The sequence below is a fragment of the Mycobacterium sp. NPDC049093 genome, assembly GCF_040704635.1.
GTDB lineage: Bacteria > Actinomycetota > Actinomycetes > Mycobacteriales > Mycobacteriaceae > Mycobacterium.
The window spans coordinates 46,417-61,189 of sequence record NZ_JBEZJS010000008.1; the positions used below are offsets into that span (position 1 = coordinate 46,417).

At 65.5% G+C, this 14,773-nt stretch carries 13 protein-coding genes; 5 read left to right on the forward strand and 8 right to left on the reverse strand.

Annotated elements, in window-relative coordinates:
- Positions 1-27 precede the first annotated feature (27 nt).
- The 3 genes from AB0876_RS27940 (at position 28) to AB0876_RS27950 (ending at position 3,850) form a co-directional block, all read left to right on the forward strand.
- Entirely contained in the window at positions 28-2,334 is a 2,307-nt protein-coding gene (locus AB0876_RS27940; RefSeq protein ID WP_491838496.1) for a carbon starvation CstA family protein, read from the forward strand.
- Positions 2,334-2,471 (forward strand): CstA-like transporter-associated (seleno)protein, encoded by a 138-nt coding sequence (locus tag AB0876_RS27945; RefSeq protein ID WP_491838495.1) that lies wholly within the window; start codon positions 2,334-2,336, stop codon positions 2,469-2,471. Before AB0876_RS27940 ends, AB0876_RS27945 begins: the two co-directional genes overlap by 1 nt.
- A gap of 92 nt (positions 2,472-2,563) precedes the next feature.
- Positions 2,564-3,850, forward strand: coding sequence for an amidohydrolase family protein (locus tag AB0876_RS27950; protein WP_491838494.1), 1,287 nt, complete (start codon positions 2,564-2,566; stop codon positions 3,848-3,850).
- 68 nt (positions 3,851-3,918) lie between these two features.
- On the opposite strand, the gene AB0876_RS27955 is transcribed toward AB0876_RS27950, so the two are convergent.
- Together AB0876_RS27955 and AB0876_RS27960 are read right to left on the reverse strand one after the other, a co-directional pair.
- Positions 3,919-5,148, reverse strand: a complete 1,230-nt coding sequence (locus tag AB0876_RS27955; RefSeq protein WP_526043481.1) for a cytochrome P450 — start codon at positions 5,146-5,148, stop codon at positions 3,919-3,921.
- On the reverse strand, positions 5,145-6,200 hold the full coding sequence (locus tag AB0876_RS27960; protein ID WP_526043482.1) for an LLM class F420-dependent oxidoreductase: 1,056 nt from the start codon (positions 6,198-6,200) through the stop codon (positions 5,145-5,147). The genes AB0876_RS27955 and AB0876_RS27960 overlap by 4 nt, the downstream gene beginning before the upstream one ends.
- A gap of 156 nt (positions 6,201-6,356) precedes the next feature.
- Here AB0876_RS27960 and AB0876_RS27965 point away from each other — a divergent pair, with 156 nt between their 5' ends.
- Entirely contained in the window at positions 6,357-7,853 is a 1,497-nt protein-coding gene (locus AB0876_RS27965; RefSeq protein WP_526043483.1) for an acyl-CoA carboxylase subunit beta, read from the forward strand.
- Between the two features lie 47 nt (positions 7,854-7,900).
- Here the strand turns inward: AB0876_RS27965 and AB0876_RS27970 are convergent, their stop codons facing one another.
- From AB0876_RS27970 to AB0876_RS27980, 3 genes are read right to left on the reverse strand one after another with little or no spacing between them, the layout of a single operon-like run.
- On the reverse strand, positions 7,901-8,947 hold the full coding sequence (locus AB0876_RS27970) for a TIGR03857 family LLM class F420-dependent oxidoreductase (RefSeq protein ID WP_491838490.1): 1,047 nt from the start codon (positions 8,945-8,947) through the stop codon (positions 7,901-7,903).
- Positions 8,948-8,975: 28 nt separating this feature from the next.
- On the reverse strand, positions 8,976-9,353 hold the full coding sequence (locus AB0876_RS27975) for a nuclear transport factor 2 family protein (RefSeq protein WP_135359825.1): 378 nt from the start codon (positions 9,351-9,353) through the stop codon (positions 8,976-8,978).
- Positions 9,350-10,396, reverse strand: coding sequence for a phosphotransferase (locus AB0876_RS27980; protein ID WP_526043484.1), 1,047 nt, complete (start codon positions 10,394-10,396; stop codon positions 9,350-9,352). Before AB0876_RS27980 ends, AB0876_RS27975 begins: the two co-directional genes overlap by 4 nt.
- A 68-nt stretch (positions 10,397-10,464) precedes the next feature.
- Here AB0876_RS27980 and AB0876_RS27985 point away from each other — a divergent pair, with 68 nt between their 5' ends.
- Positions 10,465-11,073, forward strand: coding sequence for a TetR/AcrR family transcriptional regulator (locus tag AB0876_RS27985; RefSeq protein ID WP_491838488.1), 609 nt, complete (start codon positions 10,465-10,467; stop codon positions 11,071-11,073).
- On the opposite strand, the gene AB0876_RS27990 is transcribed toward AB0876_RS27985, so the two are convergent.
- Genes AB0876_RS27990 through AB0876_RS28000 form a run of 3 tightly spaced genes read right to left on the reverse strand, consistent with a single transcriptional unit; the run spans position 11,056 to position 14,760 of the window.
- Positions 11,056-12,135: an alpha/beta hydrolase gene (locus AB0876_RS27990; RefSeq protein WP_491838487.1), complete on the reverse strand. Its 1,080-nt coding sequence runs from the start codon at positions 12,133-12,135 to the stop codon at positions 11,056-11,058. The genes AB0876_RS27985 and AB0876_RS27990 overlap by 18 nt on opposite strands.
- Positions 12,128-13,744 carry a flavin-containing monooxygenase gene (locus tag AB0876_RS27995; protein WP_491838486.1) on the reverse strand — a complete coding sequence of 539 codons (1,617 nt, stop codon included), beginning with the start codon at positions 13,742-13,744 and terminating at the stop codon, positions 12,128-12,130. The genes AB0876_RS27990 and AB0876_RS27995 overlap by 8 nt, the downstream gene beginning before the upstream one ends.
- A complete protein-coding gene (locus AB0876_RS28000) occupies positions 13,741-14,760 on the reverse strand; it encodes an NAD-dependent epimerase/dehydratase family protein (protein ID WP_491838485.1) in 1,020 nt (339 codons plus the stop codon). Before AB0876_RS28000 ends, AB0876_RS27995 begins: the two co-directional genes overlap by 4 nt.
- Positions 14,761-14,773: the final 13 nt, after the last annotated feature.

Here is a 14,773-nt window from a genome sequence, read left to right on the forward strand (position 1 = left end):
ACGACACTGGGCGAGCAAGGAGAGACCGTGGCAACACCGGATGCCCCACCGGCGGATCGCATCGAGGACCACGACGGCGACATCACCTATATCCGCACCGACAAAGACCTTCCGCCGGTGGCGATCATCGACCGCTCTCCGATCACCGTCAAACACAAGGCGATCTTCGCGACGGTCGCGGTGCTCGGCGCAGTCGCTTGGGCAGTCATCGCCTTCTTCCGCGGTGAGACCGTCAACGCGGTCTGGTTCGTGATCGCCGCGATCTGCACCTATGTGATCGGCTTCCGGTTCTACGCCCGGCTGATCGAGATGAAGATCGTCCGGCCGCGCGACGACAATGCCACCCCGGCAGAGCTTTTCGAGAACGGCACCGACTACATGCCGACCGACCGGCGCGTGCTGTTCGGTCATCACTTCGCCGCGATCGCCGGAGCGGGGCCGCTGGTCGGCCCGGTGCTGGCCATGCAGATGGGCTATCTGCCGGGGACCATCTGGATCATCATCGGCGCGGTGGTGGCCGGCTGCGTGCAGGACTATCTGGTGCTGTCCATCTCGGTGCGCCGCCGCGGCCGTTCGCTGGGGCAGATGGCACGCGACGAGCTCGGCGTGGTCGGTGGCGTGGCGGCGATCGTCGGCGTGCTGGTGATCATGGTGATCCTGTTGGCGGTGCTGGCCCTGGTGGTGGTCAACGCACTGGCCGAGAGCCCGTGGGGCGTGTTCTCGATCGCGATGACGATCCCGATCGCCATCTTCATGGGTCTGTATCTGCGTTTCTTCCGCCCCGGACGGGTGTCGGAGGTGTCCCTCATCGGCGTCGCGCTCCTGCTGCTCGCGGTGATCTCCGGCGGTTGGGTCGCCGAAACCGACTGGGGTGCTGACTGGTTCACGCTCTCCAAGGTCACCCTGTCGTGGTGCATCATCATCTACGGCCTGGCCGCTTCGGTGTTGCCGGTGTGGTTCCTGCTGGCCCCGCGCGATTACCTGTCGACGTTCATGAAGGTCGGCACCATCGCCCTGCTGGCCCTCGGCATCCTGATCGCCCGGCCGGTGATGCAGGCACCCGCGATCTCGCAGTTCGCCGCCAGTGGCACCGGCCCGGTGTTCGCCGGCTCGTTGTTCCCGTTCCTGTTCATCACCATCGCGTGCGGTGCACTGTCGGGCTTTCACGCGCTGATCTCCTCGGGCACCACGCCCAAGTTGCTGGAGAAGGAAAGCCAGATGCGGCTGATCGGCTACGGCGGCATGCTCACCGAGTCTTTCGTCGCGATCATGGCCCTGATCACCGCCGCGATCCTCAACCAGCACCTGTATTTCGCGATCAATGCGCCGACGGCGGCCACCGGCACCACCGCGCAGACCGCGGCCGATTACGTCAACGGCCTTGGCCTGTCCGGTCAGCCCATGACGGCCCAGGAGATCACCGCGGCCGCCGACGGCGTCGGCGAGCAGTCGATCGTGTCGCGCACCGGCGGCGCCCCCACCCTGGCGTTCGGCATGTCCGAGGTGCTCCACCAGGTGTTCGGCGGAGAGAGCCTCAAGGCCTTCTGGTATCACTTCGCGATCATGTTCGAGGCGTTGTTCATCCTCACCACGGTCGACGCCGGCACCCGGGTGGCCCGGTTCATGCTGTCGGACGGCCTCGGCAATCTCGGTGGGCCGCTGAAGAAGTTGCGCGATCCCAGCTGGCGCGTCGGCGCGTGGGCCTGCTCGATCATCGTGGTCGCCGCGTGGGGTTCCATCCTGCTGATGGGTGTGACGGATCCGCTGGGCGGCATCAACACCTTGTTCCCGCTGTTCGGCATCGCGAATCAGCTGCTGGCCGCGATCGCGTTGACGGTGGTCACCGTTGTGGTGATCAAACGCGGCTTGGTGAAGTGGGCCTGGATACCGGGGCTTCCGTTGTTGTGGGACCTGACGGTGACGATGACGGCATCGTGGCAGAAGATCTTCTCCGCCGACCCGAAAGTCGGTTACTGGAAGCAGCATTCGCAATATGTCGCGGCCCAGGAGGCCGGAAAGTCGACGTTCGGCGCAGCGAAGACCCCCGATCAGATCGACGCCGTCATCCGCAACACCTTCATCCAGGGCACCCTGTCGGTGGTGTTCGCGGTACTGGTGCTGATCGTGTTCATCGCAGGGGTGGTGATGGCGCTGCAGGCGCTGCGCGGCGCCGCCAGGCCGCTGGCCGTGGATGAGGAGGTTCCGTCGCGAATCTTCGCCCCGTCGGGACTGATCCCCACCCAGGTCGAGAAGGAGGTGCAGAAGCAGTGGGACGCCTTACCCGGAGCACACGCCAGGCCGCACGCCACATCGGCTGGTACTGGTCAACATTGATGGGTGACAACCACTACCGGCGCTACGTAGCGCATCGGGAGCGGACGCACCCGGACCAGCCGGTGCTGTCCGAGCGCGACTATTGGAAGATGCGGCACCGCAACACGGAGGCCAATCCAGGGGCGCGCTGCTGCTGACCCGGCGAATCTGCTGATCGCCTGGCCCAGGAGGCGATGCACGGTCTAAACTGTTGCTATTACGGTAAGGCCGTCGTGAATGGAGCGCGTTCGTGAATAAAGACGACATGATCCTGATCAGCGTGGACGATCACATCGTCGAACCACCTGACATGTTCAAGAACCACCTGCCCAAGAAATACGCCGACGAGGCACCACGCCTGGTGCACAACCCCGACGGCAGCGACACCTGGCAGTTCCGCGACATCGTCATCCCCAACGTCGCGCTCAACGCGGTCGCCGGCCGCCCCAAAGAGGAGTACGGCCTCGAACCCCAGGGCCTCGACGAGATCCGCAAGGGCTGCTACAACGTCGACGAGCGGGTCAAGGACATGAACGCCGGCGGCATCCTCGGCTCCATCTGCTTCCCGTCTTTCCCGGGCTTCGCCGGAAGGCTGTTCGCCACCGAGGATCCCGAGTTCTCCCTGGCGCTGGTGCAGGCCTACAACGACTGGCACATCGACGAATGGTGTGGCGCCTACCCCGCTCGCTTCATCCCGATGGCACTTCCGGTGATCTGGGACGCCGAGGCGTGCGCCCAAGAGGTGCGCCGGGTGTCGAAGAAGGGCGTGCACGCCCTGACCTTCACCGAGAACCCGGCCGCCATGGGCTACCCGAGCTTCCACGACGACTACTGGACCCCGCTGTGGAAGGCGTTGTGCGATACCGACACCGTGCTCAACGTGCACATCGGATCGTCGGGCAAGCTGGCCATTACCGCCCCCGACGCGCCGCTGGACGTGATGATCACCCTGCAGCCGATGAACATCGTGCAAGCCGCCGCGGACCTGTTGTGGTCCAAGCCCATCAAGGATTACCCGGATCTCAGGATCGGGTTGTCCGAGGGCGGCACGGGCTGGATTCCATATTTCCTGGAGCGGGTCGACCGCACCTACGAGATGCACTCGACCTGGACGCATCAGAACTTCGGCGGCAAGCTGCCCAGCGAGGTGTTCCGTGAGCACTTCCTGACCTGCTTCATCTCCGATCCGGTCGGCGTGGCGTTGCGCGACAGGATCGGCATCGACAACATCAGTTGGGAAGCCGATTATCCACACAGCGACTCGATGTGGCCGGGAGCGCCCGAGGAACTGTGGGATGTGCTGACCGAGAACAACGTCCCCGACGACGAGATCAACAAGATGACGCATGAGAACGCCATGCGCTGGTACTCGTTCGATCCGTTCACCCACATCTCGCGGGAGCAGGCCACCGTCGGCGCTCTACGTAAAGCCGCTGAGGGCCACGATGTTTCGATTCAGGCGCTCAGTCACCACGAGCAGGGAACGCGCGGCGATGCGCTGCACGCGGCGGCCCGAGGCAACTCGGCTTCGGAGTAATTTCGCCGCCGACATAAACGAAAGGGCTGTTATCCCCCAGATAACAGCCCTTTCGTTGTTTTCGCGCACTACCGGAGCGTGTACCGCACCGGCAGGTGCTTGAGCCCGCCGACGAACGTGGTCGTGGTGTGCGCGGGAGAGCCGGCCAGCTCCATCGAATCCAGCCGTGGCACAAGCTCACTGAAGAAGCTGTTGATCTCCATGCGCGCCAGCGCCGCCCCGAGACAGAAGTGCACACCGTAGCCGAACGCCAGATGCTTGTTGGGATCGCGGCTGACGTCGAACCGGAACGGATCGGTGAACACTTCTTCGTCCCGGTTGCCGGACGGGTAGGCCAGGAGCACCGACTCCCCTGCTGCGATCGTGGTACCGCGCACCGTGGTGTCGACCGCGGCGGTGCGCATGAACGCCTTCACCGGCGTCACCCAACGGATCATCTCCTCGGTGGCCGTACCCATCAAGCCGGGATCGGCCTGCAATCGCGCCAACTGGTCAGGGTTTTCGATCAGGGCCTGCATACCGCCGGAGATCGTGGCACTCGTGGTGTCGTGTCCGGCGGCCGCCACGATCGCATAGTAGGACACCGTCTCGATGTCGTTGAGCGGCTCACCGTCGATGCGGGCGTTGGCAATTGCCGATGCCAGGTCGTCGGTGGGGTTCTCCCGCCGCGAGGCGGTCAGCGCGGTGAAGTACTGGAACATCTCCAGCAGGGCGGACATGGTGTCCCCGGAGTCGCGCTGGTATTCGTCATCGTCGCTGCCGAACAGCTCCTGCGTCAGCTTCAGCATCAGCGGGAAGTCGGCCTCGGGCACCCCGAGCAGGGACATGATCACGTACAGCGGATAGTTGACCGCCACTTCCTGGACGAAGTCGCATTCGCCACCGGCGGCCAGCATCTTGTCCACGTGGATCTTGGCCAGCTCGTCGACGCGTACCTTCAACGCCCGCATGGCTTTCGGGCGGAACCAGTCCGCCCCGATGGCCCGCATCACGCGGTGCTCGGGGTCATCCATGTGGATCAGGGTGCGCACCCCGACGGCAGCCTGGTTGTCGTCGTTCTCGGACGTCATCAGGACAGGGCGGGGCGAGTTGGTGAACACGTCGTTGGCGCGCTCGATGTCCATGATGTCGTTGTACTTGGTGATGGCCCAGAACGGCTTGTAGCCGGGCACCTCAACCCAGGACACCGGGGCGTTGGCCCGCAGGTGGGCCAGGTCCGCATGGAAGGCCGCCTCGTCGGCATACGCCGACGGATTGGCGAACTTCTTGGCGACCTCGTCGATCGTGCGGACGGTCATACGTTGCTCCTCACTGGCGGGCATTCGCGAAACTCCTGCAGCACCGCGTTGACGGTTTCCGGGGACACAGCGGCGGGAAAGCCTGGCAGCACGCGGTCGATGACGCCGTCGCAACGGCGCCGCAATGCCGCGGCCAGTTCGGGGATCGGCGCGACCACGGCGAACGTGTCGAGCACCTCGTCGTCGATGAGCTCGCCCATCGCGTCCCACTGGCCGGCCAACGACAGCCGGTGCAGATCGGTGTGCAGGTCACCCCACCCGTGCAGCTCGAGGACTTTGCGGTACGCCGGTGTCGAACCGTAGAACGCGAGCTGTTTGCGGGTGGCGACCGACGCCGCGGCCATCTCCTGTTCGTCGGCGCCGGTGACGACGAAGACCGGGCAGGACAGCTCGAAGTCACCACGGTCGCGCCCGCTGCGGTCCATGCCGCGCTGCAACGCGACCGCGGTCACCTCGTCCAGATAGCGCCGCGTGGTGAACGCGTGCGCCAGCAGCCCGTCGGCCACCTCACCGCACACCTCGGTCATCAGTTCACCGACGGCGGCGAGGAACACCTTGGGGAACGGCAGCGTCGACGGTTCTGGGGTGAACATCGGCGTCATAATCTTGTGGGTGTAGAACTCGCCCTCGAACCTCAACTTGGTGCCGTCGCGCCAACATTCCCAAATCGCCTGCAGCGCTTCGATGTACTCGCGCATCCGGCGCGCCGGGTGACTCCACGGCATGCTGAAACGCTTCTCGATGTGCGGCTGGATCTGGGTGCCCAGGCCAAGGATGAAGCGTCCACCCGAATAGGTCTGCAGATCCCAACCCAGCTGAGCCATGGTCATGGGATTGCGGGCGAAAGCCACCGCGATGCTGGTGCCGATCTGGATCCGTTCGGTGTGCTCGGCTGCGAGTGCGAGTGGCAGGAACGGGTCGTGATTGATCTCGCCCGTCCAGCACCCGTCGTAACCGCTCGCCTCGATCTCGCGTGCAAGGCCCGGGACATCGGCCATCCGACTGGGGACGCCTCGATCGATCTTGACGTCGCGGGGAACCGGGTCACTCATCGCCTGTACGCGCCTTTGCCACCGTGTCCGACCATGTGCAACCCGATCACCTCATCGACGCTACAGTAAGCAATTCAGTATGGTCAACGGCGGTACGCTGAGGCCCCTAGGGCACTGCGCGACGAGTGAGGACAGTGGCATGACAAGGACGCCGGCATGACGAACGACCCGGAGTGGAAGGCAACGCTCGAGGACCTGGCTCGTCGACGCGAGCACACCCACGGCATGGGTGGTCCCGAGCGGTTGGCCAAGCACCACGGCAAGGGCAAGCTCGACGCCCGTGCGCGGATCGCGCGGCTGCTGGATCCCGGCACTTTTCAGGAGTTCGGGACGCTGGTCGGGGGCGACATCGCCGCCGATGGCCTCGTCGCCGGCGCTGGCCGCATCGACGGCACACCGGTGATGGTGGGCGCCGAGGACTTCACCACGCTGGCCGGCAGTATCGGCCCGGGCGGAAACGCCAAACGGTATCGGCTCGCCGAGTTGGCCTTGCGCAACAAGATTCCACTCGTGATGTTGTTGGAGGGAGCGGGTTTCCGCCCCAGCGGTGAGCATTACGGACGTACCCCGACCGATCTGATCGCCCAGGCGAAATGCTCGGGAAAGGTGCCCACCGTATCGGCGATCCTCGGCCCGTCCGCCGGCCACGGTGCCCTGGTGGCCCCGGTGTGCGACTTCAGCATCATGAGCCATCAAGGAGCGATCTTCACCGCCGGTCCCCCGGTGGTGAAAGAGTCCACCGGAGAGGACATTTCGAAGGAGGATCTCGGCGGCCCGAGCGTGGCACTGGCCAGCGGCGTGATCCACAACTACGCCGAGGACGACGAGACGGTCATCGACGACATCCGGCGCTACCTGTCGTATTTCCCGTCCAGCGCATGGTCGTACCCGCCGACGCGGCTTGCCGACGACACCGCAGACCCGAGACCCACCCCGGAGATTCTCGATATCGTGTCCCGCGACAACCGCCAGATCTACGACATGCGCGCCGTGATCGACGAGATCTTCGACCGGCCAGACTGGTTCGAGGTACAACCGAAATTCGGCCGCGCGATCATCTGTGCGCTGGCCCATCTGGGCGGCTATCCGGTCGCGGTGGTGGCCAACCAGCCACAGGTGATGGCCGGTTCGATCGATGCCGATGCCGCCGACAAGGCAGCGCATTTCATCACCGTGGCCGACTCGTTCCACCTGCCGATCGTGTTCCTCGCCGACAATCCCGGCATGCTGCCGGGCAGCCAGTCCGAACGCAGCGGCGTGCTGCGCAGCGGGGCGCGGATGTTCGCCGCCCAGACCGCCGCCACCACCCTCAAACTGCACGTGACGTTGCGCAAGGCATTCGGCTTCGGCTCGATGGTCATGTCGCTGCTGGGTTTCGACGACCAGGTGGCCACGTTCGCCTATCCCGGCGCGACCATGGGGGCGATGGGTGCGGCGGCGCTCAGCGCCGCCACCCATGCCGGCGAGGATTACACCGAGGTGCTCAAGCGGATGGAACTCGAGGCATCGTTCCGGTCGGCAGGCCACCTCGGCTTCGACGAGCTCATCTCCCCGGAGGAGACGCGGAACGCCCTGTTGGTCACCCTGCAGCACGGCATCTTCAGCCGTCAGGCAGTCGCCGAACCGGTGTCCCGCACCCTGATCACGCCATAACCCCTACCGGCGAGCAGTCCCCCGCTTGCGGGAGACCGCTCGCCGGGTCACTCCTTGGTGGCCCGGTACTCGGTGACGATCGGCTCGAGCTCGTCGGGGGTGGCCCCGTGCATGATCACGGCGTCGGCACCGTAGTCGAACTCCTTGCGGATGCGGTCCACGCATTGGCTCGCCGATCCGGTGGCCGACGGCTCCAACCACTCGTCGGGGATCAGCGTGGCGATGTGCTCGATCTGCTCGGCACTGGCCTTGTGGTCGATGCCGCCCGGTATCGAGGTGACGACGGAGTCTTCCCGGAAGCGTTGCAGCACGGCCGGATCCCAGCCGTTGGTGCTCACCAACAGGTCGCCATAGCCCTGTAGGTAGGTGGCGAGCCGGGCCACGGTCTTCTTCAGTCGCAGTTCCTCGGGCAGGTGATCACCCACGGTGGCGAAGCACGACCACACCCGCACACTGTCGGGGTCGCGGCCGGCCTGCTCGGCGGCTTCTTTGACGGTCTTGACCGCGCGTTGCAGCGTCTCGGGGGTGAAGTAGGTGTGCAGGATGACGTCGTCGAACTCCCGCCCACCCAGCGCCAGGGTCTGCGGGCCGAAGGCCACGATTGCCAACCGGATGTCCTCGTTGAAGTCGGGATCGAGGAACAGCACCTGATACTTGCCGATCGGGCCGTCGTGATTGAACACCACCTCGCCGTGCCACAACTTGCGCATGACCTGGGCGAAGTCCTCCATCTGAGCGGTGGTCACCGCGGGAACCCCGAACGCGTTGTACATGGCCGCCACGCCGCGCCCGATGCCCAAGGTGAATCGGCCCCGGGACAACCGGTGCATCGTGGTGGCCCACGATCCGGTGATCAGGGGGTGGCGGGTGTTGTGATTGGTCGCCGCCGTCGCGATCTGCATCCGATCGGTCACCGCGCAGGCCGCGCCGACGAGCGACGAGGCTTCCTTGACGTTCCACCGCTCCGAGATGAATGCGGTGCCGAAGCCGAGTTCCTCGCCGCGGCGTGCCTCATCCATCAACGTCGCCGGGCCTTCACCGCCGGCACCGGCCAGCAGGTAGTAGCCGAGTTCGTCCAGGAATCGGTCGGTCATTTCGGCTCCTCGCGCAAGCGCTCGTCGGTCATGCCCAAACTCCTTGTTTGTAACCACAGTTCCACACCTCGGTGATGCGGCCGTCGACCACCCGGAAGATCTCCATGCTGCTGACCGTCATGGCGTTACCGTCGGGGAACGTCATCGGGGATTCGTACACGATCGCCACATGCTCGCCGTCGTCACCGGCGACGACCAGGTTGAGGTCGAACCGGATCGTCTCGAACATCGCCCAGTGATCGATCACCCTGTTCACCGCCTCTTCGTGGGTGAGCACCTTCGCCTCGCCCACATCGTGGCGGATGACGTTCTCTCCCAACAGTTCATCGGCAAGGGCGAAGTCCTTCTCGTTCCAGACCACCCAGTTGTACTGTTCGACGACTTCCCGCGCAGTGCGAACGGTCACGCAAAGACCTCCAGGGCGTTGATGTCTTCGATCGCCGCGACGGCCCGGTCGATGAGCGTCAGGCACAGCTGCCGGGACCGCTCAGGCGCCACATCCCAGGTGAGCAGGGCGACCACCGGCATGTACAGCAGCAGCGCGGTCGCGAAACGGTAATGCCGCCACGCCTCGTCGAACGTGTACCCGGCAACTTGACTGACGTACTCACGCAGCAGCTCCTCGTCCCGACCGTGACGCACCTCGGTCGGCAGACCCTGGCTGACCAGATACGCGATATCGGCCGCACCCGCACCGCGGACCGACAGCTGGAAGTCGACCACCTTGAGCGCATCCTCGTGAAAGAACATGTTGTCAGCGCGGATGTCTCCGTGCAGCAACATGTTCCGTTCTGACAGAGCGGAGAGTGCGGTGGGCGCGAGATCGGCGAATCGTTCGGCGAACGTGGCGACCGCCGCAGGCACCTGCTGACGGGTATGGTCCCGGTAGAGCTGCCAACCAGGAGCAAAAGCGGGCAGGAACAGGTCCCGGGTCAACGTGCTGTCAATGCTCGGGAACTCCTGCAGTACAGCCTCATCGACACCGGCCGACCAGGTGTGTAGGCCGGCCAGCTGCTGAATGCAGAGTTGGGCGCGCGGTAGCGACAGCCCGGCCAGGTGGTCGGCGTTCTCCCAGTCCCGTAGATCTTCGAGCACGAGCACGAAGTCGGGTCCCGACATCCGCGCGACGTGGCAGTGCGGTGTTGCGATGGGCGCATCTGGCGCGACATGCCGGTAGAAGTACAGCTCACGTTGGTAGCCGCCGAGCATCTCCATCCCGCCCCGCGCCAGGGAGTCGGCGGGCAGTTTGACGATCAAAGTCTCAGGGACATCATCGGATCCGTTCAGATGAATCCGATACAACGCCGCGGAGAAGCCGGTGTCCAGCGCGATCCGCTCGGCCCGCACCGCCGTCACCTTCGTGCCCAGCGCCTCGGTCAACCAGGACGCGGTCACCTCCTCGATGCCCATGGGCACCGGTCCGGAAACCGGCACTGCGACTGATGTCATCATCGACCTCCGCACACAAATTTGACGCTGAACAACTAAGTTAGTTGTCGACCGTCTAATATGCAAGGGTGCCGTCCCCCGCCCAGGGCCTCACCCAGCCGGAGCGCGTGGAACAGTCCTCGCGCCGGCTGCTGCAGGCTGCCGCTGAGTTGATTGTCGAAAAGGGCTGGGAAGCAACGACTGCCGCCGAGATCGGACGGCGGGCGGGATATAGCCGAGCCATGGTGCATGCCCGCTACGGCAGCAAGGATGCCATCCTCGATGCCTTCCAGGATGTGTACGTGACACGGCTGAACCCCGATCCCGAGCCGGGCGCCACCGGGCTGCAGCAGGTGCTCGCGCATTTCGACCGCGTGCAGGAAATTCATGCCGAGGATGCCGCGGTGACCAGGGCCATGTTCGTGTCGGCATTCGAAGCGGTGAAGACCACGTCACCGCTGCGCGACGGCGTCCGCACCCAGTTGGCCGGGGCAGCCGTCAAGATCGAAGCCGGTCTGCGCGCCGGTATCGCCGATGGTTCCCTCCGGCCCGACATCGACGTCGACATCGCGTTGCGGGACATCACCGGATCCATCTTCGGGATCGCCTTCCAGTGGGTGGTCCTACCCGAGGACCACGATCTCGGCCACGAGATCAACTGCGTGCGAACCCGGATCACGTCAAGCTACGGTCGTTAAGAACCGCGCCGTCGCATCCTGAACCGCACCGGAGAACAGGTGCCCGACATGGCTGCCGTCGTGCCAGTGGAGCTCGCCGCCCCATTGCTCGTGCATCGCCAGGGCCGAACTGCGCATCGCCATCCGGTCATGCCAGGCGCCCACGATCAGACGTCGCTCGGCACACGGTCGGGTACGCAGCGGGTCGATCACGGAGGTCATCGCGGCCACCGTCGCTGACTGCAGCTGGTGCGCCGATTGCTGGCCCGCCGATCCCCAACGTCCCAGGTGCATGCCGATCATCGTGTTGAGGCCGAGGATCGGCGTGTAGAGGGCCACCGCGTCGACCCGAGCGTCGAGATGCGACACCAGCGCCGCCACCGCGCTGCCCAGTGACAAGCCCGCCACCGCGATCGAGGATGCCTGCGGTTCGAGCCAACCGATCAGAGCCCGTACCTCCGACACCGCTCGCATCATGCCGGCCACGTTGGCCAGCGGATCCCGAGCCGGGTACTCCGGCCAGGACCGGCGCCGCGGCCCGTGTCCCGGCTGCACGGGTAAGGCGACGTTGAAGCCGAGGTCGCTCAGGCGGCGCACCCGGGCGACGAGGAGGTCCATGGGATCGCCCTGACCCGCCCCGTGCACCCAGATCAGCCATGGCCGCGCGTCGTCTCCGCACCGGTACAGCCGGGCCCTTGCCGTGCCAACGCCGCCGTGCCCGTCGGCCAGCACCGAGGCGGGCAGTGCGGGTTCGTGGTCGAAGACGAGCTCCTCGAACGTCAGCGCGCCGAATCTGCGTGGCCGGATGTGTTTGACCTGCAGAGCATCTGGCGGCGGGTGCGCGGCGTCGATACCAAGTACGCCCAGTTCGTCGGCTGCCCACTGGTATTCACCCAATGGGCGCGGAAGCTGCGGCGGTGGACCGGTCAGCGTCATACCGGTGACGACGAGCTCGTCAAGGGTGACCTCACCGAGTTGACGCAGACCGGTGACCGACAATGGGTTCCATTGCCCGGCGAGCGCACCCACCGAGCGCGGCACCACGCCTCCGAGCTCCCACGCGATCCGGACCGCCCTATGCAATGGTGAATCCCGTGTACCCGTCGGCGGCTATCTGGTCACAGCGGCGCCGGTATTCGGGGATGCCCGCGGTGTAGCCGAGATACATCCGCTTCTTGCCGGGCACGTTGCCGCCGTTGTACCAGGAGTTGCAGCTCGGGTCCATCAGCACCGTGGGTTCCACCAGCGCCGTGGTGTGCTCGACCCAGTCGACCTGCGCCTGCGGCGTCGCCTCGATGGTCCGGCGCCCAGCGGACCTCAGGTACCCGATGCAGTCCGCGATCCACTCCACATGCTGTTCCAGGGCTGCCACGAAGTTCGTTGCCGCCGAGGGACTTCCCGGTCCCTGGATGGTGAACAGGTTCGGGAAGCCGGCCACCGCCACGCCCAGATAGGACAGCGCGCCCTCCTTGGACCAGTACTCCCCCAGCACCATGCCGTCGCGGCCCTGCACGTCGATCCGGCTCAACGCGCCGGTCATGGCGTCGAATCCCGTGGCATACACGATCACATCGAGGTCGAAGTCACCTTGTTCGGTGGAGATCCCGGTCTCCGTCACCTCACGGATGGCGCCCTGGCGCAGATCGACCAGCGTGACGTTGTCCCGGTTGTACGTCTCGTAGTAGCCCTGATCGATGATGGGCCGCTTGCACGCGAACGGGTGGCTCGGTGTCAGCGACGCCGCGGTCTGCGGATCTGAGACGATGCGGGCCACGGCTTGGCCGTAGAGTTCGGTGGCCATCCGGTTGGCGTCGATGTCGAAGAAGACATCGCCCCAATTGAGCGCGCCCATCACGCCGTTTTCCTCGACCGCGCGTCGTTTCTCCTCGGGTGAAGCGGCTTTCACCGGCGGCCGCACCAGCATCTCGAGCAGCACCGAGAACGCACTGAGCCGCGCCGCCCCGACCGGGTGTTCCCGCTGCGCAGCGCGGATGGCCGCATAGTCAGCCTTGAGCGCATCGAGTTCCCCCGGTTCGAAGGACCGAACCTGCCACGGCAGAGTGAACGCCGGGGACCGCTGGAGCACCGTGAGATGTTCGCACTGCCCCGCCACCACCGGGATGAGCTGTACCCCGGTGGAGCCGGTGCCGATCACCCCGACGCGCTTGCCGGCGAGGTCGACACCCTCGCGCGGCCAGTGACTCGTGTACAGCGAGGTGCCGGTGAAGCGGCCCATTCCGGGGATGTCGGGTTCCAGTGGCACCGAAAGGATTCCGGTGGCTGCGACCACGAACGGTGTGCGCAGCGCCTGGCCGTCGGCAGTGGTGACCGTCCAGTGCGAGGTACCTTCGTCGAAGGTCATCGCCACGACCTCGGTACCGAAGGCGATGTCGCGGCGAAGGTCCAGCCGGTCGGCGACGAAGTTCAGATATGCCTCGATCTCGGGCTGGGCGGGCATCGTCTCCGTCCAGACCCACTCCTGCTGGATCTCATCGCTGAAGCTGTAGGAGTATTCGATGCTCTCGATGTCGCAGCGGGCACCCGGGTACCGGTTGACCAGCCAGGTGCCGCCGACGTCATCGGCCTTCTCCAGGACCCGCACCCGCAGGCCCTGTTCTCGCAGCCGATGCAGCGCGTACAGCCCGGAGAATCCGGCGCCGACGACGATCGCATCGAAATCGGTGGCGCTCACAGATCGATGACCTTTTCGTTGCGGCTCTTCCGGTCGACGTAGAACTGTGCTGCCCGGCCGATCGATTCAGCGGTAGGAGCGGGTTCCCAACCCAGATCGCGGGTGGCCTTGCCGTGGTCGGCCGGCGAGGTCAGCCACATCAGCCGCGCCGCCGTGAGGTTCATCGGGAAATCGGTGCCGAACAATCGATTCGACAAACCGGCCAACCACCCGAAGGCATACAGGGGAGCCATGGGAATTCCGAATCTGGGCGGTCGGGCACCGACCGCTTGCGCGGCCGCGGTGAACATCTCCCGCTGCGACATATACCTTTCGGAGACGATGTAGCGCTCACCGATCCGGCCCCGGTCCGCGGCCCGAATGAGGGCATCGGCTGCGTCATCTATCCCGACCACCTCCGAACCCGCGCCTCTGACATAGACCGGTAGCTGTCCGAACGCTGCCATTGCGACGAGCGCGCCCTGCCTGGGCTGCCAGTCGGGCGGACCGTACGGATTGGACACGCACATCGCGACGGCCGGCAGTCCGCGCTCGCGCGCATATGACAGCACCAGATCTTCGGCCTGACGGCGGGATTCGATGTAGGGCCCGCCCTTGCCTCCCCAGTTGAACGGGGTGTCCTCGTCGACGGTTGCCCCGTCGTCACCGACGGCGATCGTCCCGATGGTGCTGAGGAACACGAAACGCTGCAGGTCCGCATTCACCGCGACGTCGAGGACATTGCGCAGGCCCTCGACATTGGTGTTGAAAAGCGGCGTGGGATCGGCCAGATGGGCGCGAGTGTCAACGACGCAGTAGAAGACCACGTCGCGGTCGGCCATCGCAGCAGCCACCGCCTCGGTGTCGAAGATGTCTCCGTAGCAGCGCTCCACCTCGACGCCGTCGATACCCTTCGTCGAACTGCTCCGTCGCAGCAGTACCCGCACGTCGTCACCGCGCTCGACAAGCTGGCGGGTGACGCAGGCGCCCACGTTTCCGCTTGCGCCCATGACCAGTACTTTTCGCCGGCGATCCATCACCACTCCATCC

Coding starts and splice junctions, on each gene's coding strand:
- AB0876_RS27945 (WP_491838495.1), top strand. CDS start 2,334: ATGGGTGACAACCACTACCGGCGCTACGTAGCGCATCGGGAGCGGACG.
- AB0876_RS27955 (WP_526043481.1), bottom strand. CDS start 5,148: ATGACCGTCCGCACGATCGACGAGGTCGCCAAGAAGTTCGCCAATCCG.
- AB0876_RS27960 (WP_526043482.1), bottom strand. CDS start 6,200: ATGAGTGACCCGGTTCCCCGCGACGTCAAGATCGATCGAGGCGTCCCC.
- AB0876_RS27965 (WP_526043483.1), top strand. CDS start 6,357: ATGACGAACGACCCGGAGTGGAAGGCAACGCTCGAGGACCTGGCTCGT.
- AB0876_RS27970 (WP_491838490.1), bottom strand. CDS start 8,947: ATGACCGACCGATTCCTGGACGAACTCGGCTACTACCTGCTGGCCGGT.
- AB0876_RS27980 (WP_526043484.1), bottom strand. CDS start 10,396: ATGACATCAGTCGCAGTGCCGGTTTCCGGACCGGTGCCCATGGGCATC.
- AB0876_RS28000 (WP_491838485.1), bottom strand. CDS start 14,760: ATGGATCGCCGGCGAAAAGTACTGGTCATGGGCGCAAGCGGAAACGTG.